Raw genomic sequence first — 22696 nt, forward strand, 5'->3', positions numbered from 1 at the left:
TCCGTTTCACTTAATTCCTCGCATCCTATCGATCCGTTCAGCTACCCGGTAAGCCGCCTCCAATTCCGAGCAGCCGGTGCTCTGCATCAGTGTCCAGCGTTCGGCTTTTTCCTCGGGCTCCGTCATGGCCAGGGCGAGATAAAGACTTGGCGGCACGGCCCGAAACAGCGTCTCGAGCTTCTTCGACAGCACCACTCCTTCGGTGTATTTGCCCGGCTCCTTGCTGGCGGACAGCAACAGGGCTTTCTGTGCCGACGTGAGATTCTTGAAGCGAGCGATCTCTTCGATTTCTGATGGCGGCATGTTCAAACAAATCCACCATTCGATCATGTTGAGCATGGTTTGCGCCGCAGTGGGGAAGTCGGCAAGGTTTTGCGTCGCCAGCCAGAACCACGCGCCGAGCTTACGCCACATCTTCGTGCCCTTGACCACGAAGGGCGCCAGCAGCGGGTTTTTGGTAATGATATGGCCCTCATCGGTGACCATGATGATCGGTCGGCCCAGGTACTGGTCTCGTTCGGCAAGGTTATTCACGGTGTTCATCAGGCTGATGTAGCTGATGGACATCTGTGCCTCGTAGCCTTCGCGAGCGTAGGTGGCCAGATCGACAATGGTCACATCGCTCTCGGGCCAAGGCGTGCCTTCACGATCGAACAGTTCACCCTCGAAACCCTGGCAAAACAGGTCCATGGACTCGCCCATTTCCTGGGCACGCTCACGACGTTTCTCCGGCAAGTGCGTGTCGGCGGCGACGCGCAGCAACGCGTCGCGCACGTCGCGGGTCAGTACCTGGCGCTCCGCTGCGATACAGGTCTGTGCCGCATCCAGGATGCACTCGCGGATCAAGCTGCGATCGGCTCGACTCAGGCGCGCCTCTTCCTTGGCCTCGCCGCCGGTGATCATCAGGCGGGTGGTAATTTCCAGTTCGCCGAGAACATCGCGCTGGTCTTCGCGACTGGCTACTGCCTCATCGTCCAGCTCATCGATCGACAGACTCGCCACCTGATCCGGCTGCTCGACCAGGCGCCAGGCATCGACGAACGGGGCGAGGCTGATCGCGGTACCAGGTTTCAATTGGACCTTGTTGACCGACAGTCCTTTCGTTGCGAAGTAGTCGCCCTGCAAGCCGAATGAGTTCCCGGCCTCAACGATAAACAGGCGAGGGCGGTACACTGCCATGACCTGCATCAGCAGGGTGACCAGGGTGGCCGACTTACCGGCGCCGGTCGGGCCGAACAACAGCAGATGGCCGTTCATGGCCCGGTCTAGTCGTGACAACGGATCAAAGCTCAACGGCGAGCCACCACGATTGAACAGGGTGATGCCCGGGTGGCCGGTGCCGGTGCTGCGGCCCCACACCGGAACCAGGTTTGCCAGGTGCTGGGCGAACATCAGGCGTGTGTACCAGTTGCGCGTGTCGCGGGCCGGGTTGTAAGTCATCGGTAACCAACGCAGGTAGCTGTTGCAGGCGGCGACTTCATCACTCTCACGTACTGGTTGCAGCCCCGCACCCAACAGCGCGTTGGCCAGGCTGATCGAGCGCTGGTGCAGTTGTTGCTCATCGTGACCGCGCACGTAGAAGGCCAGGGTTCCCCGGTACAGTTTGTGCTGGCGACCGATGATTGCACGAGCCTCTTCGACATCTTGGCGGGCCTGGGTCGAGGCCAGGTTTTCGCCGATGGCTTTGCGCGCCAGACGGTTCAACTGCTCCTCGAGCACATCTTGGGGTTTGACCACCAGCGTCAGACCCATCACCGTGCCTTCGGGTAACTGGTCGAACAGCGCGTTCACCGCGTCGCCCTTGCGAGTTTCACCAGTGAGTTGACCAATCAAGGGAGGCCGCCGCAGTTTGTCCACCACCATCACCCGATGAGGTTGCCCATCGAAGTACCAAAGTCCCTGTTGTACATCCGAACGCGGTTCGTTGAAAAACAGCCGCTCGGTGAAGTCGTGATCGAAGGGCAACTCCAGCGACTCACCATCACCTGACTCCGGATAGGCCACGCATTGGTAGAAATCCTCGGGTGCTTCATCGGTGAGCCTGGGTGCCGGATTGAACCAGGGCAATAACCAAGCATACAGACCGTGGTCATCGACTCGCGCCGATTGCACTCCGCATGCGTGCAACGAGGCCGCGATACGTTCGCAAGCCTGCTGCAGGGATTGCACTGGGGTAAGCCCCGTCTCCTCGGCGCCAGACTCAATCCAGCGATAGATCACCAGGCGCACCCGTCGATTATTGCCGCGCCAGGGTAGGCGCGTGACGGCCTTGTCCTCGAACAGACCTCCCGGCTTGGCGATGGCTTTCAAATGGCGACGACTGAGTTCCAAAAACGTCTCGGTGAAGACCGTGCCTCGCGCGCTGTCTTGAATATAATCGGTGAGCCGCGTCAGGTAGGGGGCGAAGTCGTTGTCGTCCTGGCAGAAAAACTGCGCCACCCAAGGCGCTTGATCCAGTTCGTCAAAGCTATCCTGCAGGGCGTCTTCGAGGGCATCGCGGGCGGCCATCAGCCAATCGGGTTCGCGCCCTTCGGTGCCGATGGGCAGCAACTCGAACACTGCCCCCACCGAGCGATTGTCATCGAGTAGAAAACACTGCTCGGTCTCGAGGTACTCGACCCAAGGCAAGTGGTCGGTGAAGCTGGGGTTGTGTGCATAGAGTGCAGCTTCATCGGCCAAGGTTGCGCGAGGGCGCGCTGGGTGGCGCCAGGCTTTCCAACCAGAAGTGCGGTTGCCCGCATCGCCGGTACGCACTACAAGTCTTCCTGACGTTCACCCGGCAATGCGTACTGCACGCGTTGGTAAAACGGAAAGACGGTCGAGTAACCCGGGACCGGCGCCTGCTCAGTACCACTCAAATGCGGATACACGTACAGCACCAGATCGGGATTGGGCAAGCGAGGGAACAGGTTACGGATCTCGTTCGCTGCTGTACGCGTGTACGGCTCCTGGAGAGCAACGGAGATATCTGCTTGAGCCAGCGGGCGGCGTAACTGTTCCCGAGCATCCAGGAGTTGCTGCTGAGTACCCTGTGAGCCGGCGCCGTTCCATATGTCCAGCATGGTTTGCTCACCATGAGGCAGCAGCGTCTCCTTGTCGGTGGAACAGCCCGCCAGAATCCAGCAGAACACGCTAATCCAGGTCAGGTAGAGAGGCATGGTCTTTTTCATGGCGAACGCTCCGGCCCTTGGGCTCGTAGTCGATAGTGATTTCATGGTCGAGGTGCAGCGCAACTTGGGCGGCCGGTGGCACGTACACGGCAGCAAAGGTCTCGCCATACAATTTGTTGATCCACTCGCGGATGTCGCTGACCCCACCACTGAGAATTGAATTCAGCGCGCTATTGCCACTGCTGCTGGTGACCCCGAGCGTACTGCCGCCCGAATTGATCACGCTGCTGTTGTTCTGTTCATCCCCGAGCAAGGCGGCGACACCGGCGCCGGCGGCAGTAATCAAGCTCTGGCTGCCGAGGTACTGTTGAGCGTTTGAGCGGCGTTCGCCGGCAATGCACGGGATGCCATATGGATCGGATAGGTAACCGAGTCCGCCACGGATCTTGTCAGTGTTCGAGCTCTGGGTGGTGGATGCGTTGCGGCTGGCTACTGCCTTCGGCTGAGGCACCGTGCGGATGGTGCCGTCTGTGAATACGAAAGTGATCGACTCGACCTGTCCGCGTACGCAAGACAAGGTCCAATCACCGGACGCCGTGCCGCTCAACACGGCACCCGCGACGTCTGGCAGGTCGATCCCGTTGGCGGTCAGGTTCTCCGGGCCGACTAAGACTTTGAAGGGATAGGGATCATTCACGGTGCCGTCCACCGGGATTCGGCCGATCAGCGCGGTCATGGCGACCGAGCCCATCAGCGTTGCGTTTTCGGGAATGGTGTAGACCGGCTTCGCGCCTTCGGTACGATCAGCGGAGCGTGTCAGGTCACGTTCACCCTTGGTGACCTCGCGTAACTGCTTCTGGCTGCGGTCGATGGCATTGTCCTTCAAACCCTCCAGTGAGTTGAAGGCAGTAGGCAGACTCAGCGCGGACACGGTCTTGGTTTTGCCCTGGGCGTCGGTGGGCAGAGCATCCGAGGGCTCAATCCACTGCAATGCATCATTGGCAGAATGCTGCCCTTCGAACTGAATACCGTCGCCCGGCTCAAGCCCCAATCCGATCGGCATGTCCTTGCCTTTGCCGGTCAGCCCCGACAACTGTTCCTGCAATTGCGTCAGCAGACCGCGAGCCTGACGACTGTCTTGTTCTGCTTTGAGTCGGGCCTCGTTGGCTTGTCGGCGGCCTTCGTCGACCTGCTGGGTCACTCTGCCCAGCGCCGTCTGGATACGCGAATCGACACTGTTTTCCCGCTCGCGCAGGCGGTTGTTTTCCGCCTGCAGCGAATCGTTGTGTTTCTTCAAACCGAGCATGTCGCTACGCATGGCCTTCACTTGGCCGATCAAGGTGGCGACCGTATCGCGCGGGGTGTCGCCCGCGATACCGAGCGACTTGGCTTGCTCGGCGGATAACTGAATATTGCCCTGATCAACTGGGTGCTCTGGAGAGGAGGTGCTACCCGCGACCCAGGTTTTCAGGATGATGAAAGCCACGCCCAGCAGCACAGCTGGTACTAGCCATTTAAGTAAGGCGTTAGCTTTCATCGTCGGCACCTTCCGGAACAGACAGGAGCAGCACGGCGTGTTCAAGACCGGCACCGCGGGTGACGAGGTAGGCAACCGTAGTGTCTTCGGCGCTGCCGACAGGTCCGAGGAAGGTGTGCTGGAGTGCCGCGGCGAATAGCTTGGCCTGTAGCCGACGCGGATCGAGTTGCACCGTCGCTGAGCCACGATTGCGTAACTTCACTGCTGTAACCCAGTAGTCTCCGAGTTGCCAGGCGGCGATGGGCGTGCTGGACACGTTTTCGGTCGGCAGCAGGGTTGGCAATTCTGTGCGCAGCTTTAGCGGGACGCGGCGTACGCCGGGCAGCGACTCCACGGTGCGTAGAGGTGCGTACAGGCTTTGCGCGGCGTAGCGCGTCAAAGCGACTGGGGCCGGTGTACGTTCTGGAACAGGGACGGTGCTGGATTCAGCCTCGGTCGCCTGCCCCTGAGCATTTTTGATAATTCGCACGGGCTCTAGCGGTTGATCACCAGGCATGGCTGCGATATCCAGCAGGATGATCTCGCCCGTCGCGACCGATTGCAGTTGCAGCCGGGTCGGAGCAATGGCTTCCGACGCGCGCAGGTACAGCGCGCCACCGGTTGATTGCAAGCGCAGCTTGCCGGTCAGGGTTGAGGGCACGCCGACTCGAACAGCCTCATCGACAAAGACCACCCGTTCCTGATTGATCACCAGCGGGACAGCGAGGGGAAGGCGTTCCCAACGCATCAACTCGACGGCCTGCGCTGCAGCTCCCCATGACATCAGTGCGACGGTGAGTCCCAGGGTAGCAATCCGCTTCATGGCTCACCTCCAGGCAGGGAAATTTTTTGCGGTGTGCCCTGATAACAATCCAGCGCTAGTCCCCACTTATTGCGTTCAGGGTCCAGATCAAAACGCACCACGCGCAATGGATAACGCACCACCACCCGTTTCACCGGTTCGGCGGCGTAATACTCATCGGCGTTGAGGTCGAGCGTGACCAGCCAGCTGTCGTGGTCGAGTTGCTTGACCCTGAGCTCTGGATCTTCGCTGTAGCCTCGGCCCAGAATTTCGTAGACGCCACGCACCCGCTGGCGGAGTTCGCCGGCGGCCTTGCGGTATTCGTAGTCGCCGTCGAGGAAGGTTTTACAGGAGGGTGTCAGGTAGGACTGCAAGCTATAGATGGCGCGGCGATAATCCTGCTCGCCATCGGAGGGCCAGCGGTTAAGTTGGCCGAAGATGTACAGGGCAAATGCATAGACATTCTCTGAGGGGATATCCCACCACTTGCGCGTGCTACCCGAACGCAGGTCCGGGGGCACATGCACGGTCAGATCAGTCGGTGCCGAGCGCCAGCCATACCAAAGTCCAGCACATACCAGAGCGAGGATTACTACAGCCAGGCGCAGGCTGAGGATATGAGCCTGTTGGGCATCGACTTTGTTCCGAAATCGGCTCATGGCTGCCACCGGGACAGGGCAGGGCGCAATCGACGCGAGCGGCGAATCGTCCAGACGCCGGAGTGGAGGATCAAACTTCCACGGCCCAGGCGCCAACGGCTGGCCAATATCCATTCGAGCTTGCGGTACAACCAGGTCTCGGGGCGAGCCCGTTTGGCCCGACGCAGTAGCGTGCCACCGGCAAATAACACCAGCGCCATGCCAGCGATCATGCCGGTTGGCGCCACGGCAATGGAGGCAGTGGCGATCGCCAGAGGAACACCCATCAGCAGGCCAGTGACGGCGCCGGTGCCGAGCGCCACCCACATCTCATCGTTGGTCAATCCGCGCAAAACGGTAGGATCGCGATTGAGTCGTTCCGGGAGAAAAACCAAAGTACCGTCGGCAAGGCGTTCGATAGCGTCGTTCATGCCAACCTCACAGAATCGCGGCAGCCTTGGTCAAAAACCAGATAATGATCACCACCAGCAGGGCACCGATGCCCACCACAGCACCCAAATCCTTCCAGGTCTTGCGCTGATTCTGTACGTCGGCATAGACGGTCAACGAGTGCCAAGCCACGCCAAGAAAGGCGAGCAAGGCGATCAGTAGACCGAGCAGGATGCCGCCGTCGTAGGCGTAGTTTTTGATCGTCTCGATCAACCCGGAACCTTCACCACGTGAAGGGGCTTCCATGGTCGGGAGTTCAGCAAAAGCCAAACTTGGACCGAGAACTAGCAGCAGACCGATCAAGCGCTGACTGGCACGATCACGCAGGTTGTTTTTCAGGGGGATAAGGCACTTGAGCATGACGGTGATCTCCGGTGTTAGGACAGGGTGAAGAACATCAGGACCAGCAAGGTGAGCAGCACGCGCGCAGCACTGCCGCCGAAGGCTCCGAAGCGAACACTGCCGGATGTCCACCCCCGGTAAGCCGTCCACATCACCCAGGCACACCACAGCAAAGCCAGGACGAGAACCAGGGACAACCAGAGCGTGGAACTGCTCTGCGGTGAGAAACCGGCGGCGTTTTGGAAGGCCGCGGTCTGGGAATCGGTCATGCTCATGGCGAGGGCTCGGCAGACGGAGTGTCGAGGCGGTAATCACCGACCAGTTCACTGGGGTCACGGGGTTGAGCGCGAGAGGGGGACAGATAGTCCAGCAGGCCTTGGCGAATACGTTGGATGTCCTGAGACAGGCGGGGATAGTCGAAGCGATAGCGATCGTCGGGTTGAGGCATGCTGACTGCCTTAGCTTTCGTTGCAACGCGTTCGATTATGTCGAGTTGCTGCTGGACTTGGCTGAGCTGATCCTGCTCATGACCAGATGTGGCATAGCTGCTGTCATCGACGATAGCCAACGAGAGTAGTAAGCAGCGAAAGACGGTAGTAGTTGGCATGATGCTGCCCCATATGGATCTGAGGGCAGAATCAAGTCTGAGATCGATTTATTCAGCAGGAAATATGAGGTGTGATGGATCGCTTTTTGAAGGGAAGTACTGAGGATGTTTACTTGCAGTATCTATCCCTGCAGCTTTGGTGGAAAGCGCTGGAGGGCTAGGAGATTTCACTTCCAATGCGCTTCGATATGTTGCTCGCCGAGCATGATGCGAAAGCGAATGCAGCAATTCTGTAATCAAGGCAGAAGTAGTAAATCACCCTGGGTTTGTTGACCTCCGATGATCGGGGAAAAATTTAACGGCACGGCGGGGCTCGTCAAACGCGTAAGCGTCGCAGAGCTTTTTTGTTCATGATAGCCCGAGTGGCTAGCAAGCATCATTGATTCGGCCGTGGGCGTATAGACCTGCAATTTGAACGTGATCGATTATCGCAACCAACATTACCCCCAGGTCACATCCGAGCAGTGCACTCTGACAGGCTGCTCGGATATGCAGAGGAGCTCTATCGCCCTAAGCTTGACTTCGAGGGCGTCTCGATCAGCTCGCAGCGTCAAGTAGGTATCAATACTTATTTTTGAATCATCAGGCGGCTTTCTTCCAAATAGAAAAGCGGGGCGTTGGTCTGGATAATAGTGAATCATCCAATATTTGAGATCCGTATGCCTGACAGTTACGAGTCTGCAGTCGATAGGGCTGTCTGGCCGAGTCGTCACACCGAAATAACCATAAGGGATCTCGTTGTTTCGTATGGCATCGAGAATTTTCCCTACATTGATATGCAGACATGGCCATTGTGGAAATTGCTTTGACAGCAAACCTGGACAATCCCAGGCGCTGTCTAGAATTTGAGCCTCGTGATCCATCAGCCCACACCAGCGTATGGCAGCATCAATCGGCCGGTAAAACGATTTTTCCCATGGATTGAAACTGTGAGCTGTGTACATGCTAGCGGCCTCATCCGGGATGCAGAACCGCTAGGTACCTTCTTAGACGCCTGTACTGGCCTTTGCTTCCTTGCGGTGCCTGTCTCTTGGTTCAGATCGGTCCCTTGATAAGCTCCGTCCTTATGATGGTCTAGGGAGATCTAACGAAGAGCTTTAGCTATTATTAACTTCCATTTGTTGGATAGCCCTATGATCCAGAACCACGGTGAGATTTTCAGGAATGGAAGACAGTGGCTGAGAAGCCTAATTGCGAGGCTCTTATGTAACGATCTCACATTCTGAATGCGTCCAAACGGGTCTTTTTGATCATTAGTTGTTCGTGAATAAATGTTGCGCAACCTGGTTTTATGAGGTTGTGGCTTCGCGCGGAGATAATATCTGGGCAGGATTCTTGTTAAAAGTTGGTGAGACAGAATACTGCTATGCACGAAAATGATAAATTGGGAATGTATAGGGCCGCAGATCCTCTGTAGCAATAATGCGCGACAAGTATGCGTTGGCATTACCTGTTGTGCAGGCCTACGAGCAGACGCGCGGTGTATTCACTAAGCTACCATCGCTGTAAGCCACCGTCTGCCCAGCCGCTGACAAATATATTCGTTGACGCTGCACGCAAGTGGAGAGTGCAGGCATCTGCCATCTCCACCGCTACCGCTACCGTTGGCTCAGAGGAGCAGGCCCCCCGACGCCTCTATGCGTTGCCCGGTAATCCAGCCGGTACCTTCGCCAAGCAATGCGGCGACTACAGAACCGATGTCATCCGGGCGCGCATTACGACCCAGTGCGGTCATGCCAGCAAATTGCGCGTTCAGGGCCGAGTCATCGCGCAGAGCGCCTCCGCCGAAGTCTGTTTCCGTCGCGCCCGGCGCGATAGCGTTAACGCTGATCCTCCGCGAACCTAACTCTATGGCCATATAGCGCGTCAGCACGTCGACGCCGGCTTTCGCTGCGGCGTAGGCGGCGTAGCCGCTCACTGTGAAGCGGGTCAAACCTGACGAGGTGTTAAGAATGCGTCCGCCATCCTCTATCAGCGGAAGCAATTTTTGGGTCAAAAAGAACGTGCCTTTGAGATGAGTGTTGATCATGAGGTCGAACTCTTGCTCGGTGGTGTCGGCAACCGTCGCGTATGTACCACCACCTGCGTTGTTGATCAGGTAGTCGAATCGATCGCGCTGCCACTTTTGCTGCAGCGTGGTTTTCACATCGTTTGCGAATTTAGCAAACGTACCTGCATTGCCGACATCAAGGTGCAAGGCTACGGCGCGACGACCCAAGGCTTCGATTTCGCTTACAACTGCCGCAGCTGCGTCTGCACTACTCAGATAGGTAATGATCACATCGACGCCATTTTCGGCGAGTTTCAAGGCATTACTCCGTCCAATTCCTCGGCTGGCACCAGTAATAAGGGCAATGCGATCTGATTTTTTAGTCATCGTCATACAGTTCTCGGAAAAGATTCGGAGGTCAGACTTTACGGTTCTGAAGAACGCGAATAAAGTCGGGAAAAATTAACCCTCTGTTCATCTATAGAGAACAATCGACGATGGAGTTGAATGATCTACGGGTTTTTTGCCGCGTTGCCCAATTGGGCAGTTTTACTAAAGCGGCCGAGCAGCTCGGTGTTGCCAAGAGCCGGGCTTCTGCCATTGTGCGGACGCTGGAAGCCGATGTGGGTAGCCGGCTATTGCAACGCAACACCCGCAGCGTTCGGTTGACGCCTGATGGCGAGCTGTTTTTCGAGCGCTGCAGAGAACTGCTGAGGGAGTCAGATCATTTGCAGGGGATGTTTCGGCCTGCTGCCGGAGCTTTGCAAGGTAGGGTGCGTCTCGATATGCCGAGCTTATTTGGGCAGGAGCTGGTAATGCCGCATTTGCGGGAATTGCTGTCCGCGCATCCGCTGCTTGATCTCAGAATCAGTATCAACGACCGTCGGGTGGACATGATACAGGAGGGTGTTGATTGCTTGATCAGGATAGGCCCGCTGCCGGATTCGGATCTGGTCGCACGAAAATTAGGCACAATGAAGGCCTGCAATTTAGCCAGTCCAGCGTACTTGCGACAGTATGGTGTGCCGAGTTCACTCGCTGACCTCGCTGGTCATCGTGTTATTCACTACGCAAATAACTTGCGTAGTGAAGAGGCTGCTTGGCGCTATGCGGTAGATGGCGAGGTGCAGTCAGTACCCATGGTCAGTGCACTCGCCATAAACAGTGGCTCACTCCTGCTGGCGGCCTGCAGAAACGGGTTGGGCATCATGCAAGTGTCCGTACCGGCAAGCCAGCGCCTGATCGATAGCGGGGAGCTGGTTGAGGTACTGCCAGAGTTCAGGCCGCCCCCGATACAGGCTTCGTTGCTTCTCCCTCATCGTAGGCACGTTGCTCCGCGCGTGGAAGCAGTGCTGAACTGGCTCACTCAGGTGACCCGGCCCTATATGCAGGAGCGAGCGTCTTAAATACTGGAAGCGTAAGCACTTGCGCGACTAGAGCCTGACGCGAGGGCTCCCGCCGTTAGAGGTTTGCCGTTGTTGCGAGTGTCATGTGTGCGGTGACATCTTCGCAACGAGGTACCTGGCCCAGATGAAACCATCCTCAATCGTTTGCGTACTGATATGGCGCAGGGACTGGCCGGACGCAGGGCGTTCATCCGACTGGCCGTGATATTCAAATATGCTTGGTACCCCGCTCAAACCATCTATTCCTGGGTAAATCAAAAGGCTGATCTCATCGATCAGACCGGCCTTCAAAAAGGTCCCATTGATCACGCCGCCACCTTCGAGTAGCAGGGTCTTCAATCCAAACTGGGCGCCTAGCATCGCTAACGCTTGCTTAAGGTTTTCACAATGAGGGCCTGCGAAGAGATAGGAAATGCCCTGGTTTCGCAACGCCTGCAAATAGGCATCCGATACCGAGTCGCCGAGAATGGAGATAATCCGATGCCCGCCATCAATGGTATTCGTCTGGTAGTGCAGCTTCCCGGAGGGGTCAATCACGATCGCAACCGGGTCCCCTGGTTCATGCGCTATGTTGTGGTCCCGCAGACCACCGCTGTGTTCCCCTACAAACGGTGGTTTTGAAGAAATACCATCAAATGCTTCCATGGTCTTTCGGCCTATGATGAAACCGTCGCCGCCTAGGCGGGCGGCAATTCGCTCGTAATGATTTCTAATCGTTTGCTCACTGTCCCCATTGGGTAGAGATGTCCAACGAGAAGACACGAGGCGCCCGTCCACCGAGCTGATCATGTGGCATATGATTCGAGGGGGCATGAACTATCAATTCCATAAAGCTTGGATAAGTGGCTGATGGCCATTTTGTTATTTTTTGCGTAATACATAAACTCGCCACATGGCGTAGAGCGGTATGAAGTCCAGGGATTTCTGAACACGGAAACCGGCCTGTTCAAACTCTGCCTCGACAGTAGTAGCCGGCAACACGAACCGATTTTGGTAACCGTCCTGTTCTCCTTTGTTGCGACGACGCACTTCGGTACGCTTGCGTTTCCAAGCCTTGAAGTTGCCGTCCACCCATAGTGAGATAATTACGCTGTCGCGAGTAACGCGTTGAAACTCACGCAGAATCGCGAGTCTGTGCTCCGGGGCGCCGATGTGGTGCATCAAGCGCATGCAGAATATGTTGTCGACCGCGTTGTCCGGTAAATCGATAGCAAAGGCAGAGGTCTGCAACGGGCGAACCCGTTTCACCACCTCCGCCGGTTGGGCGATGGTTGCGACCTTCAACATCGACTCAGAATTGTCTGCGCCGATGATCACGCGACCAGGCTTTTGCGCCAGTAACGGCCAGAAACGCCCGGCCCCGCACGGCAAGTCCAGCACCAAGCCAGGCTCGCCAGCGGCGACCAACGCACTACGCGCCAATTGCTCGTCGCGTTTGTGGGATAAACGGCGGGCCAGATTGTCCTGATGCTTGAGTAAATAACTCTGCGCGTGCTTATCGTCGTACTTTTCGGAAAATTCAAGCTTGATCGGATCGGGCATCAATGGGGCTCCATTTGTTGCGGCAGAAAATTCCAGAGGGTATGAGTTGGGATCCTCATTCTGGTCTGGTGCGGTCATGGCAGTGGCCGGGGTATGCGCGCCTATGGGAGCTTCAGGTCATTCAAAAGAAGCCTTATGACTTCTATCAGGACGGGCGTGGAACCTATTGACGATAAGGCAGGGGACCGCGCAACCGTGGCATGATTTTACGACAGGGATGACGAAGAGCTAGCTGCGTGACTGCATATAACCATGAGCTGAATTGATGGCTGGGCGTCAATATCATCATTGCGTCGTCGGTGAGGTTGAAAGGTCTCATTTCTGGTCTCAATCGCTGCGACGTATGCCAGTTTTACTCAGCTGATAACTTACGAGTATTCATTCTTGACGACCTCAGCTTTGAACGAAAGACGGCTCGGGACGCCGACAGACGAAGTAAGCAAAGAGATTTGACGGATGAAGAGAACAGTTTGGCGGTTGGGGGCGGCACGCTGCTTTTCACCTTCGGGGTTTCCGCAGATGGAGCAGGCCCGACTTGCCGGGCGCCAGATCAAAAACTTGTAATAACTGGTGGGGGAGCGTTTGTTGCTCCTGGGCCACGAACACTGGTGCGGGTTCAACTGGCTAGTGGTGGACTGGTCCATCTGGCTCAACCCGCATGTGTACTCTATCCACTGCGCCTTGAGCCCCGTCACCTGACAAGATGGCTGTGTTCAATGCGAATTTCAGCGTCAATGTTGCATGCGGTATGACAGCAAGTTGTTCACTTCTTCACGACTAGGCGCGTAAGCCCCTGCATGTGAGCAAGACACCGACGCACAAGCCGCGGAGAACTCCAATCGTGCACGCGGCTCTTGGATGCCTAGAAGCGTCGAGGCGAGCCAGCCGGCCATACTCGAATCTCCGGCACCCACTGTATCCGCGACCTCAACGGCGATCGCGGGCTGTTCAAACTTTAGGTCGGTGTCATACAACACCATGCCTTTCGCTCCACGGGTGAAAAGAATCTGGGCACGAGTATTCATTGTCCGCAATTCTCGAAGGGCCTGTTCTTCGTTCAATCCAGGGTATATCTGACGAAGATCCTCATCCGAGAGCTTGATGATGTCTGCAAGCTCCACCATGGCCGGGAAAGTCAGCTCGCGGTAGCGGGTGTCCATCAGGTTGCGCCAGTTCGGGTCATAGCTAATCAGCTTGTCTTCTTCCTTCACCCTCCTGGCCACCTCAACAAGCCTGTCCCCCAATGGCTGACGGGCAAGGCTGATACAGCTGAAGTGACAGAGTCGAACCGCATCCAACCAACCTGCCGGGAGTTGGTCCACATCAAAAAGTAGATCGGCCTCGCCCGCAAAGAAATACCGGGGAGGGTGGCTGGAGGGCACGATCGCTACCAGAGGGTCAGCGTCAACTCTCTGGAGGAATCTCATGTCCAGACCGGCAGCCCTCGATTGCTGTGCGAGCTCATCGCCCAATGAGTCGGTACTGATCGAGCCGGCGAATGCAGTGGGCACGCCGAGGCGGCTCATTGCGCGGGCCACGTTCCAGGGCGCGCCACCTGGATAGCCCTGCCACCGTCCGGGCGAGTGTTGAACCACGTCGGTCAGTGCTTCACCAAACACAACAACGCTCGGCAATTGCATATTCATTCTCTCTTGTATCGGGCTGGGGACACTATCGTGCGTCACATCAATAGGCGCGGTCTCACCGCACCTGCGTGATCGGTAGCGATGGGTGAAGACTGTCTCGGTTGAAGAGCTTCACGGCAGTAGTACGCCGGTAGTCGCTCGGGGTCTGATGCATTTCATGACGGAAGTGGCGATTGAAATTGGAGACGTTTTCATAGCCAACCTCGAAGCAGATTTCGGCGACCGAGAGCTGTGTCTGGACGAGTAGCCGACATGCACGCTGGATGCGCAGCTTGCGCATCAGGTCCATGAATCCGTGGCCAGTGATTCGTTTGAAAAAGCGTGAAAAACCGGCCTCGCTCATCCCAACTCGCTCGGCGATGACAGATAGCCGGATGTCGGATGTGAGCTCATTGATCAGGTAGTCGAATGCCTGATTTATTCGCTCCGAGCTGCGCTCGTTCAACGAAGGCGAGTAGCAGGCGCTGGCCAATACCCGAATTTCGCGCTTTGGCGCCCTTGCGAGGGTGTCTATCAATTGCAGGAACATGATCAGGCGCTGAAGCCCCGTCGCCTCGCCGATTCTCTCAAGCAGCAAAGCGGCCTCGACGGCCGTCCCCCCAGTAAATTCGATCCCACGTTGTGCCAGCTCAAACAGCGTTTTCAGCTCCGATAGCTCAGGCAATGAACCTTGGAGGTCGAGCAGGGCAGCGCCGTCAAACTGCAGCACCACGTCGCGGCCTACGAGCTGTTCTCCCGGCGCGATATCTCCCATCCAATCATGGGGAAGACCTGGGCCAATCAGTGCGACATGTCCTGCGGTGAAGGGCCCGATGTAATCCCCAGCCAAAAGCTTGCCACTTCCTTGTCGAATCAGGTGGATTTCATATTCCGGATGGTGGTTCCAGCGGGCGAGGGCGTATGGATAGTCGTGCTCGTACCATCGAAAGCTCTGATCGGGTTCAGGAAGGATGACTTCAAGGTCGGCTGGTCGGTGCTCGAACAAAGCAGCGCGGTTGTCAGGCATCTCGTGCCCCTTTTTATAGTTATACGGTGGATCGAATGCGCCAACCATACGCCGAATTCGTCCGGGACTGCTAGCCCAACTATTGCAGCTGGTTGATACTTTTTTAACCCTTGTGGCTGCCGGTTATCGCGATCAAAAAAGTATCAGTTCGGCGTCCGCGATTCGTTTGAGGGCGGGGCGGGTAGGTGATCTAATCAATTCGCCCACCACTGCAATGCGGTCTTGTTTTGCTCACAAGTGGTGAACAACAACAATAATAGCTCCGGTCATCTGGCTTGGAGTGGAGAGCCCCATGAAGATTACGAATGCGCTAATTCTTTCTACTGGTCTGTCATTCGCCCTTGCCAGCCATGCCGCTGAGACGCTGACCATCGCGACGGTCAACAACGGTGACATGATCCGAATGCAACGGCTATCCAAGATCTTCGAGCAGCAGCATCCCGACATCAAACTGAACTGGGTCGTGCTCGAAGAGAACGTTCTGCGTCAGCGTCTGACCACTGACATTGCCACTCAAGGTGGTCAGTTCGACGTGTTGACGATTGGCACCTACGAGACCCCGATGTGGGGTGCCAAGAACTGGCTAGAGCCGATGAAGGACCTCCCGGCCGGCTACGACGTCGACGATATCTTTCCTGCCGTGCGTCAGGGCCTTTCTGTTAACGATACGCTCTACGCACTGCCGTTCTACGGCGAAAGCACCATCACGTACTACCGCACCGACCTGTTCAAGGCTGCAGGGCTGACGATGCCGGGGCAGCCGACCTGGTCGCAACTGGGCGAGTTCGCTGCCAAGCTCAATGATCCTTCGAAGGATCAATATGGCATGTGCTTGCGTGGCAAAGCTGGCTGGGGCGAAAACATGGCCTTGCTTACCACGATGGCCAACGCCTTCGGGGCGCGCTGGTTCGATGAGAAATGGCAGCCTGAACTCAATGGTCCTGAGTGGAAGGCAGCAGCGACGTTTTATGTTGATACCCTGAAGAAATATGGCCCTCCCGGAGTATCCAGTAACGGGTTCAACGAAACACTGGCCCTTTTCAACAGTGGAAAATGCGCGATTTGGGTTGATGCAAGCGTGGCTGGATCTTTCACCACCGATAAGGAGCAGAGCCGGGTGGTGGACAGCGTAGGTTTCGCTCCTGCGCCTATTGAGGTTACCGACAAGGGGTCCTCGTGGTTGTACGCCTGGTCATTGGCAATTCCTGCCACCTCCAAGCACAAAGAGGCCGCCAAATCGTTCGTCACCTGGGCCACCTCCAAAGAGTACATCCAGCTAGTTACCGATAAGGATGGCATCACGAACGTGCCACCCGGTACACGCATCTCGACCTACAGTGACGCTTACCTCAAGGCCGCGCCGTTTGCTCAGGTAACGTTGCAAATGATGAAGCACGCTGACCCGTCGCAGCCTTCAGCCAAACCTGTTCCGTACGTGGGCATTCAATACGTGGTGATCCCCGAGTTTCAGTCGATCGGTACATCGGTAGGCAAGCTTTTCTCCGCAGCGTTGACAGGACAAATGTCGGTTGAGCAAGCGCTGGCTTCTGCCCAGTCCACAACCGAGCGCGAGATGAAGCGTGCGGGCTATCCCAAAAAATAAATAGCCCCTTACCTCCGCCGGCTTAGCGCCGGCGGTCACAGCCGCACAGGTAAATAATCATGAACACGTCCATTATTCGAGCCCAGCTTGCGGCCTCGGCGCCATCACGCGCACGCCGTTTGATCAATCCAGGATGGTTTCTGGTGTCGCCATCGGTTGCACTTTTGTTGCTCTGGATGATCGTGCCGCTGGCCATGACCGTTTATTTTTCGGTGATCCGGTACAACCTGCTCAATCCAGGGGAAAACGAGTTCGTTGGCCTGGAGAACTTTGCCTATTTCGTGACAGATTCGGGTTTTCTTCCCGGAGCGCTTAACACGTTGATATTGGTGGGCAGCGTGCTGCTGATCAGCGTGATTTTTGGTGTCTTGATTGCAGCCTTGCTTGAGGCAAGCGAGTTCTTTGGACGCGGCATAGTCAGGGTGCTGCTCATTTCGCCGTTTTTTATCATGCCGACCGTGGGTTCGCTGATCTTCAAGAACCTGATCTTCCACCCTGTCTCCGGGATCCTCGCGGCGGTATGGAAGTTCTTCGGGGCACAGCCCGTCGATTGGCTAGCTCATTACCCACTCTTCTCGATCATCGTCATCGTTTCCTGGCAGTGGCTGCCTTTTGCGATCTTGTTGCTGATGACAGCCATGCAGTCGCTCGATCAAGAGCAGAAAGAGGCCGCTCGATTGGATGGGGCGGGTGCCCTGGCCATCTTCTGGCATTTGACCCTGCCACATTTGGCCAGGCCCATCGCGGTGGTGGTGATGATCGAGACGATTTTCCTGCTGTCGGTATTTGCAGAAATCTTCACCACGACAAATGGCGGACCTGGGTTCGCTTCGACCAACCTCGCCTATCTGATCTACAACCAGGCACTGGTGCAGTTCGATGTGGGCATGGCCTCGGCCGGTGGTCTGATTGCGGTGGTGATCGCCAACATCGCGGCGATTGTGCTGGTGCGCATGATTGGCAAGAACCTGACCGACAAAGCCTGAGGACAACGCCATGATGACGCTTAAACAATCCCGGTCTCTGCAAAGCGTACTGCTCGGCACCTTGGCCTGGGTCACCGCTTTGCTGTTGTTCTTTCCGATCTTTTGGATGGTGCTTACCAGTTTCAAGACCGAGATCGACGCCTTCGCTACGCCGCCACAGTTCATCTTCATGCCTACGCTGGAGAATTACTTGCACATCCAGGAGCGCAGTGACTACTTCCACTTCGCGTGGAACTCGGTGCTGATTTCCTTCTCCGCTACAGCGTTGTGCATGCTGATCGCGGTGCCGGCGGCCTACTCGATGGCGTTCTATGAGACCAAGCGCACTAAGCAGACGCTGCTTTGGATGCTATCGACCAAGATGCTTCCTCCAGTTGGGGTGCTCATGCCTATCTACCTTCTGGCGAAGGGGGCGGGGTTGCTGGACACCCGGATCGCGCTGATCGTGATCTACACCCTGATCAACCTGCCCATCGTGGTATGGATGATTTACACGTACTTCAAAGACATCCCCCGGGAGATTCTGGAGGCGGCCAGGCTGGACGGCGCGACCCTGGGGCAGGAGATGCTGCGCGTGCTGCTGCCCATCAGCAAGGGTGGGCTGGCGTCGACCATGCTGCTGTCGATGATCCTGTGCTGGAACGAGGCCTTCTGGTCGCTCAACCTGACGAGCTCCAGCGCCGCACCTCTGACCGCGCTGATCGCTTCCTACTCGAGCCCTGAGGGTCTGTTCTGGGCGAAGCTTTCCGCGGTTTCCACATTGGCCTGCGCACCTATCTTGATCTTCGGCTGGATCAGTCAGAAGCAATTGGTTCGTGGGCTGTCCTTTGGCGCCGTCAAATGACGACGTCGAGCATTCAATGATTTCGCGAAGGCTCCAATTTCATACAGGACTTTACGCATGGCCACTTTGAAAATAGAAAATCTCAAGAAAGGTTTCGAGGGACTGTCCATCATCAAGGGCATCGATCTCGAGGTTAAGGACAAGGAATTTGTGGTGTTCGTAGGGCCGTCGGGGTGTGGCAAGTCGACCCTGTTGCGCCTGATTGCAGGTTTGGAAGACGTCACGAGCGGCACGATCGAGCTCGACGGCCGAGACATCACTGAGGTGACTCCTGCCAAACGAGACCTGGCCATGGTATTCCAGACCTATGCTCTGTATCCGCACATGACGGTACGCAAGAATTTGTCATTTGCCTTGGATCTGGCCGGTGAGAAGAAGCCGGATGTGGAAAGGAAGGTCGCCGAGGCCGCAAGGATTCTCGAACTTGGTTCTCTGCTCGACCGCAAGCCTAAGCAGTTGTCAGGTGGTCAGCGCCAACGAGTCGCTATTGGGCGTGCGATTGTCCGAAACCCGAAAATTTTCCTTTTCGATGAGCCACTGTCGAACCTTGATGCTGCGCTGCGTGTACAGACGCGCTTGGAGCTGTCCCGACTGCATAAGGAGCTGCAGGCGACCATGATCTACGTGACCCATGACCAGGTCGAAGCCATGACGCTCGCCACCAAGGTCGTTGTGCTTAACGCTGGGCGGATCGAGCAGATTGGTTCGCCGCTCGAGCTCTACCATCACCCTGCCAACCTGTTCGTTGCCGGCTTCCTTGGGACACCAAAAATGGGATTCTTGCAGGCGACTGTGCATGCCGTGCATGCATCGGGGGTGGAGGTTAGATTCGCCTCTGGAACCACTTTGCTCATTCCACGCGACAGCAGTGCGTTGTCGGTTGGGCAATCCGTGACGATCGGGATACGGCCGGAGCATTTGACCCTGGGCGCTGAAGGCCAAGTGCCGGTCACGACGGATGTCACCGAGCGCCTGGGCAGCGATACCTTCTGCCACGTGAATGTCGATTCAGGAGAAAGCCTGACGGTACGTGTCCAGGGGGATTGCGAAGTGCCGTACGCCGCCCGGCGTTATCTCACCCTCGATGTCGCTCATTGCCATCTATTTGATGAGAGCGGTCTTTCGGTAAGCCCTGCGGCATCACGCGCGGCCTGACTTCCATCACGCGCGCTCTTTCGATGAAGCGCGCCACGAACCACAAAGGTAGATTCAATGAAACGTCTCGAAGGTAAAAGCGCTTTGATCACTGGTTCCGCGCGCGGTATTGGACGCTCGTTTGCCCAGGCCTATATCGGTGAAGGCGCTACGGTCGCTATCGCCGACATCAATTTGGAAAGAGCTCAAGCGACGGCCTCCGAGCTTGGGCCGCAAGCTTACGCGGTGGAGATGGACGTTACCCGCCAGGCGTCCATTGATGCAGCGATCGCGGAGGTCGTTGCCCACGCAGGAAAGCTGGACATCCTTGTGAACAATGCGGCGTTGTTCGATCTTGCACCGATCACCGAGATCACTCGGGAAAGCTACGACAAGCTTTTTGCAATCAATGTCAGCGGGACGCTGTTCACGCTTCAGGCAGCGGCGAAGCAGATGATCAGTCAGGGGCATGGCGGTAAGATCATCAACATGGCCAGCCAGGCGGGTCGCCGCGGTGAGGCGTTGGTAGGCGTCTACTGCGCCACCAAGGCGGCCGTCATCAGCCTTACACAGTCTGCTGGCCTTAACCTCATCAAGCACAAAATCAATGTCAATGCGATTGCCCCGGGGGTTGTCGATGGCGAACACTGGGACGGTGTCGACGCGCTCTTTGCCAAACACGAGAACCGACCCCTGGGTGAGAAGAAGCGGCTCGTCGGCCTTGAGGTTCCGTATGGAAGAATGGGGACAGCAGAGGATCTGGTAGGAATGGCAATTTTCCTGGCGGGCTCGGAGAGCGATTACATCGTTGCACAAACGTACAACGTTGATGGCGGGAACTGGATGAGCTGAGTGCAGGAGGGGGGGCGGGTGACAGGAGAGCGGCACATTTTCCGATCACCCGGCGGTTAGATTCAGCTTCCTCGCGATCACGCTGCCCGACTCATGAGAGCCTGGCAGTTTGATCCACCGGCCGATTGTTGAGGTGGGAGCTAGCAGCAAGGTTTCTTGCTTATCTACGCGGCCACCAGAACTCTGCACTACAGGCCGAGGAGGCGGCGCAGTTCCGGTGCGGTCAGATGGGCGCGGAAACCCGGCCTGCCCGGCTGGAACGAGGCGGAGGCAGCCAGGTTGCCCACGACGACTGGGTCGCAACCAGCATCGCGTACCAGGTCGGCGGCGACCCGCAAGGCCTCGGCGTCATCTCCTGCGACGGGCATGCCAATGCGCCCGCCCGCTCGTGAGGCAGACATTGCCACCACGGTGGCATCGACGGCACTGAATGCGCGCACCAGTCGCGCGCCGATCATGTACTTCGCGACGGTTTCAGCAACGCCCAGGTTGTGCGCTTCGCGGTATACATCGCTGCTGCTTGTGCCCCAAGGATTGGTGGAGTCCAGAACGATCTTGCCGCGGTAGGCACTGTGCAGGTCTCGCCCGACCTGGGGTAGCGCTTCAAACGGAATAGCCAACAGAAGCACGGTGCCGAATTCCGCTGCCGCCATCGGCAGGCCGACCGAAGCGCGTGGCCCTAACGCCTCAACCATGTCTTGCAATTGCTCTGGATGGCGGGAAGAGAACATGACCTCATGTCCAGCCTCGACCCACAGCCGACCTACCGTGCCGCCCAGCGATCCGCTACCGATCACGCCGATGCGGGTTGGCGCGACCGCAAAGGCGCGACTCGCGGGGATGAGCCAAGGCAGAGCGGCCAATACGCCAAGGGATTTCACTATGGAGCGGCGGGTAGACTTCATGTCCTGTCCTCAATCAATGATGGTGAGACCGTAGAATCGCGCTGTTCCTGCTTCAGGTGGGTTCGTCCCAACCAGACACTCAAGCCCAGCCAGATAGCTGAGAGGGGGACCGAGATCATGGGAATCTGCGCCAGGGTCAGGCCAAGGCCCATCAGGCTTGCGTATCCCCAGCTGGCGATTTGGTCACCGCCACGATAAACGACCGTGTCGATGAAGTTCTTGGCTTTGTAGCGATCTTCACGTGTGCTGGAGGTAAACAGGATTTCCCTGGCGGGTCTGGCCAGTGCGAAGTTCGCTACCCGGCGGGCGACCTGCGCGGCCACGATGACTGCGACGCTAGGGCTGGCGGCCAAGGCAGCGAAGCCGAACAGGCTGACCAGCGGCAGGACACACAGCGTTGCCACGATGCCCGCGGTGGCGATCATCCTGCCGGTGATGAACAGCTGGAATACCAGTGTGATCGCATTGACGATCAAGTCGATATTGGCAAAGAACGCCGTGCGGGCCGCACGATCAGGGAACGAGGTCTCGGCGATGCTGGCCTGCTGAAAATACAAGAAAGTCGATGTAACCGAGTACAGCAGAATGAATAGTGCCAACCCGACCAAGTAGGGCGAGCGCAGCGTGTGGACCATGCCGGTAAAGATGCCGCCACCCAAGGGTCGGTCAGGGTTTTCCTTGGGCGTGGTGTGGCTGAGCATCGGAGCAAGGCGAGATAAACGGCGTGATGCAAGTACCGCCACTTCCAGAAACAGGATGGCAATCACCATCAGCCAGGAGCGGTCCAACTGTTGGATCAGGCTGGAAGTGATAGCCGAGCCCAAGAGGCCGCCAATCGTTGCTCCTGCCGCGAGTAGCCCGAACAGCCGTTTGCCCTGCTCGCTGTCGAAGATATCCACCATGAACGACCAGAACACCGAGACGACGAACAGGTTGAACACCGAGACCCAGATGAAAAAGGCACGTCCCAGCCACACCTGCCACTGTGGATCGGTGAGATGCAGCAGCAGTGCAAACAACATCAGGTTGGCAGCGAAGAAACGATAGGCCACGACGATGAACTGCTTACGTGGCAGTTTGCGCACGGCCAGCGCGAACAACGGGCTGGCTACCAGCATCGCCAACAACGTACCAGTGAATAACCAGGGCAAGTTCTGGACCCCGCCGGCCACACCGAGCTCGTCGCGGATCGGTCGCAACAGGTAATACGCCAGAAATAGCGCGATGACGTAGAGCATCGACCACAGGACTGCGGGTGCTTCTTCGGGGCGCACGTTTGCCTGACGTAGCCACAACAGCGAGACGGGAGACTGCACG

The 22696-nt window shown here is 57.2% G+C and carries 22 protein-coding genes; 6 read left to right on the forward strand and 16 right to left on the reverse strand.

Annotation, left to right across the window (positions count from 1 at the left end; translation table 11 throughout):
• Positions 1-6: 6 nt before the first annotated feature.
• The 10 genes from AB3226_RS26730 to AB3226_RS26775 form a co-directional block, all read right to left on the reverse strand.
• Positions 7-2754 (reverse strand): conjugative transfer ATPase, encoded by a 2748-nt coding sequence (locus tag AB3226_RS26730; protein ID WP_315866003.1) that lies wholly within the window; start codon positions 2752-2754, stop codon positions 7-9.
• Complete coding sequence (locus AB3226_RS26735; protein ID WP_095973824.1) at positions 2754-3170, reverse strand: TIGR03751 family conjugal transfer lipoprotein; 417 nt, start codon at positions 3168-3170, stop codon at positions 2754-2756. The genes AB3226_RS26730 and AB3226_RS26735 overlap by 1 nt, the downstream gene beginning before the upstream one ends.
• Entirely contained in the window at positions 3133-4647 is a 1515-nt protein-coding gene (locus AB3226_RS26740) for a TIGR03752 family integrating conjugative element protein (protein ID WP_367375292.1), read from the reverse strand. The genes AB3226_RS26735 and AB3226_RS26740 overlap by 38 nt, the downstream gene beginning before the upstream one ends.
• On the reverse strand, positions 4637-5449 hold the full coding sequence (locus AB3226_RS26745; protein ID WP_095973826.1) for a TIGR03749 family integrating conjugative element protein: 813 nt from the start codon (positions 5447-5449) through the stop codon (positions 4637-4639). Before AB3226_RS26745 ends, AB3226_RS26740 begins: the two co-directional genes overlap by 11 nt.
• Positions 5446-6087, reverse strand: coding sequence for a PFL_4703 family integrating conjugative element protein (locus AB3226_RS26750; RefSeq protein WP_095973827.1), 642 nt, complete (start codon positions 6085-6087; stop codon positions 5446-5448). Before AB3226_RS26750 ends, AB3226_RS26745 begins: the two co-directional genes overlap by 4 nt.
• A complete protein-coding gene (locus AB3226_RS26755; RefSeq protein WP_095973828.1) occupies positions 6084-6497 on the reverse strand; it encodes a TIGR03750 family conjugal transfer protein in 414 nt (137 codons plus the stop codon). Before AB3226_RS26755 ends, AB3226_RS26750 begins: the two co-directional genes overlap by 4 nt.
• Positions 6498-6504: 7 nt before the next feature.
• The gene (locus tag AB3226_RS26760) at positions 6505-6876 is read right to left on the reverse strand and encodes a TIGR03745 family integrating conjugative element membrane protein (protein ID WP_095973829.1); all 372 of its coding nucleotides are present in this window, start codon (positions 6874-6876) and stop codon (positions 6505-6507) included.
• A 17-nt stretch (positions 6877-6893) separates the two neighbouring features.
• On the reverse strand, positions 6894-7133 hold the full coding sequence (locus tag AB3226_RS26765; protein ID WP_095973830.1) for a TIGR03758 family integrating conjugative element protein: 240 nt from the start codon (positions 7131-7133) through the stop codon (positions 6894-6896).
• On the reverse strand, positions 7130-7465 hold the full coding sequence (locus AB3226_RS26770) for an RAQPRD family integrative conjugative element protein (protein WP_095973831.1): 336 nt from the start codon (positions 7463-7465) through the stop codon (positions 7130-7132). Before AB3226_RS26770 ends, AB3226_RS26765 begins: the two co-directional genes overlap by 4 nt.
• Positions 7466-9074: 1609 nt before the next feature.
• Positions 9075-9842, reverse strand: a complete 768-nt coding sequence (locus AB3226_RS26775) for an SDR family NAD(P)-dependent oxidoreductase (protein ID WP_095973926.1) — start codon at positions 9840-9842, stop codon at positions 9075-9077.
• A 110-nt stretch (positions 9843-9952) separates the two neighbouring features.
• Between AB3226_RS26775 and AB3226_RS26780 the strand changes: the two genes are divergently transcribed.
• A complete protein-coding gene (locus tag AB3226_RS26780) occupies positions 9953-10861 on the forward strand; it encodes a LysR family transcriptional regulator (RefSeq protein WP_048392865.1) in 909 nt (302 codons plus the stop codon).
• An 81-nt stretch (positions 10862-10942) separates the two neighbouring features.
• Here the strand turns inward: AB3226_RS26780 and AB3226_RS26785 are convergent, their stop codons facing one another.
• The 4 genes from AB3226_RS26785 to AB3226_RS26800 all read right to left on the reverse strand — a co-directional run bounded on the left by AB3226_RS26785 (position 10943) and on the right by AB3226_RS26800 (position 15055).
• Positions 10943-11674, reverse strand: a complete 732-nt coding sequence (locus tag AB3226_RS26785) for a dihydrofolate reductase family protein (protein WP_095973849.1) — start codon at positions 11672-11674, stop codon at positions 10943-10945.
• Positions 11675-11722: 48 nt separating this feature from the next.
• Positions 11723-12403 (reverse strand): class I SAM-dependent methyltransferase, encoded by a 681-nt coding sequence (locus tag AB3226_RS26790; RefSeq protein WP_048392867.1) that lies wholly within the window; start codon positions 12401-12403, stop codon positions 11723-11725.
• A gap of 731 nt (positions 12404-13134) precedes the next feature.
• On the reverse strand, positions 13135-14043 hold the full coding sequence (locus tag AB3226_RS26795) for a carbohydrate kinase (RefSeq protein WP_304576039.1): 909 nt from the start codon (positions 14041-14043) through the stop codon (positions 13135-13137).
• Positions 14044-14104: 61 nt separating this feature from the next.
• Entirely contained in the window at positions 14105-15055 is a 951-nt protein-coding gene (locus AB3226_RS26800; RefSeq protein ID WP_304576040.1) for an AraC family transcriptional regulator, read from the reverse strand.
• A 292-nt stretch (positions 15056-15347) separates the two neighbouring features.
• Here AB3226_RS26800 and AB3226_RS26805 point away from each other — a divergent pair, with 292 nt between their 5' ends.
• The 5 genes from AB3226_RS26805 to AB3226_RS26825 are packed head-to-tail and all read left to right on the forward strand — an operon-like array spanning position 15348 to position 20474.
• A complete protein-coding gene (locus tag AB3226_RS26805) occupies positions 15348-16658 on the forward strand; it encodes a sugar ABC transporter substrate-binding protein (protein ID WP_304576041.1) in 1311 nt (436 codons plus the stop codon).
• Positions 16659-16717: 59 nt separating this feature from the next.
• The gene (locus AB3226_RS26810) at positions 16718-17644 is read left to right on the forward strand and encodes a carbohydrate ABC transporter permease (RefSeq protein ID WP_013692785.1); all 927 of its coding nucleotides are present in this window, start codon (positions 16718-16720) and stop codon (positions 17642-17644) included.
• A 10-nt stretch (positions 17645-17654) separates the two neighbouring features.
• Positions 17655-18488, forward strand: coding sequence for a carbohydrate ABC transporter permease (locus AB3226_RS26815; RefSeq protein ID WP_013692786.1), 834 nt, complete (start codon positions 17655-17657; stop codon positions 18486-18488).
• A 57-nt stretch (positions 18489-18545) separates the two neighbouring features.
• The gene (locus AB3226_RS26820; protein WP_013692787.1) at positions 18546-19643 is read left to right on the forward strand and encodes an ABC transporter ATP-binding protein; all 1098 of its coding nucleotides are present in this window, start codon (positions 18546-18548) and stop codon (positions 19641-19643) included.
• A gap of 57 nt (positions 19644-19700) precedes the next feature.
• Positions 19701-20474 (forward strand): L-iditol 2-dehydrogenase, encoded by a 774-nt coding sequence (locus AB3226_RS26825; RefSeq protein ID WP_013692788.1) that lies wholly within the window; start codon positions 19701-19703, stop codon positions 20472-20474.
• A gap of 188 nt (positions 20475-20662) precedes the next feature.
• On the opposite strand, the gene AB3226_RS26830 is transcribed toward AB3226_RS26825, so the two are convergent.
• Complete coding sequence (locus AB3226_RS26830) at positions 20663-21379, reverse strand: NADPH-dependent F420 reductase (RefSeq protein ID WP_176167048.1); 717 nt, start codon at positions 21377-21379, stop codon at positions 20663-20665.
• Positions 21376-22695 carry an NTP/NDP exchange transporter gene (locus AB3226_RS26835; RefSeq protein WP_304576042.1) on the reverse strand — a complete coding sequence of 440 codons (1320 nt, stop codon included), beginning with the start codon at positions 22693-22695 and terminating at the stop codon, positions 21376-21378. Before AB3226_RS26835 ends, AB3226_RS26830 begins: the two co-directional genes overlap by 4 nt.
• Between the last annotated feature and the right edge of the window lies 1 nt (position 22696).

Source organism: Pseudomonas lini, from assembly GCF_964063345.1.
GTDB classification, from domain to species: domain Bacteria; phylum Pseudomonadota; class Gammaproteobacteria; order Pseudomonadales; family Pseudomonadaceae; genus Aquipseudomonas; species Aquipseudomonas lini_B.

Excerpts from the sequence above, each read along its gene's own strand:
- AB3226_RS26760 (WP_095973829.1), bottom strand. The coding sequence starts at position 6,876 with ATGCTCAAGTGCCTTATCCCCCTGAAAAACAACCTGCGTGATCGTGCC.
- AB3226_RS26830 (WP_176167048.1), bottom strand. The coding sequence starts at position 21,379 with ATGAAGTCTACCCGCCGCTCCATAGTGAAATCCCTTGGCGTATTGGCC.
- AB3226_RS26780 (WP_048392865.1), top strand. The coding sequence starts at position 9,953 with ATGGAGTTGAATGATCTACGGGTTTTTTGCCGCGTTGCCCAATTGGGC.
- AB3226_RS26755 (WP_095973828.1), bottom strand. The coding sequence starts at position 6,497 with ATGAACGACGCTATCGAACGCCTTGCCGACGGTACTTTGGTTTTTCTC.
- AB3226_RS26735 (WP_095973824.1), bottom strand. The coding sequence starts at position 3,170 with ATGAAAAAGACCATGCCTCTCTACCTGACCTGGATTAGCGTGTTCTGC.
- AB3226_RS26785 (WP_095973849.1), bottom strand. The coding sequence starts at position 11,674 with ATGCCCCCTCGAATCATATGCCACATGATCAGCTCGGTGGACGGGCGC.
- AB3226_RS26820 (WP_013692787.1), top strand. The coding sequence starts at position 18,546 with ATGGCCACTTTGAAAATAGAAAATCTCAAGAAAGGTTTCGAGGGACTG.
- AB3226_RS26750 (WP_095973827.1), bottom strand. The coding sequence starts at position 6,087 with ATGAGCCGATTTCGGAACAAAGTCGATGCCCAACAGGCTCATATCCTC.
- AB3226_RS26795 (WP_304576039.1), bottom strand. The coding sequence starts at position 14,043 with ATGCAATTGCCGAGCGTTGTTGTGTTTGGTGAAGCACTGACCGACGTG.
- AB3226_RS26810 (WP_013692785.1), top strand. The coding sequence starts at position 16,718 with ATGAACACGTCCATTATTCGAGCCCAGCTTGCGGCCTCGGCGCCATCA.
- AB3226_RS26745 (WP_095973826.1), bottom strand. The coding sequence starts at position 5,449 with ATGAAGCGGATTGCTACCCTGGGACTCACCGTCGCACTGATGTCATGG.
- AB3226_RS26815 (WP_013692786.1), top strand. The coding sequence starts at position 17,655 with ATGATGACGCTTAAACAATCCCGGTCTCTGCAAAGCGTACTGCTCGGC.
- AB3226_RS26790 (WP_048392867.1), bottom strand. The coding sequence starts at position 12,403 with ATGCCCGATCCGATCAAGCTTGAATTTTCCGAAAAGTACGACGATAAG.
- AB3226_RS26805 (WP_304576041.1), top strand. The coding sequence starts at position 15,348 with ATGAAGATTACGAATGCGCTAATTCTTTCTACTGGTCTGTCATTCGCC.
- AB3226_RS26765 (WP_095973830.1), bottom strand. The coding sequence starts at position 7,133 with ATGAGCATGACCGATTCCCAGACCGCGGCCTTCCAAAACGCCGCCGGT.
- AB3226_RS26740 (WP_367375292.1), bottom strand. The coding sequence starts at position 4,647 with ATGAAAGCTAACGCCTTACTTAAATGGCTAGTACCAGCTGTGCTGCTG.
- AB3226_RS26770 (WP_095973831.1), bottom strand. The coding sequence starts at position 7,465 with ATGCCAACTACTACCGTCTTTCGCTGCTTACTACTCTCGTTGGCTATC.
- AB3226_RS26825 (WP_013692788.1), top strand. The coding sequence starts at position 19,701 with ATGAAACGTCTCGAAGGTAAAAGCGCTTTGATCACTGGTTCCGCGCGC.
- AB3226_RS26775 (WP_095973926.1), bottom strand. The coding sequence starts at position 9,842 with ATGACTAAAAAATCAGATCGCATTGCCCTTATTACTGGTGCCAGCCGA.
- AB3226_RS26800 (WP_304576040.1), bottom strand. The coding sequence starts at position 15,055 with ATGCCTGACAACCGCGCTGCTTTGTTCGAGCACCGACCAGCCGACCTT.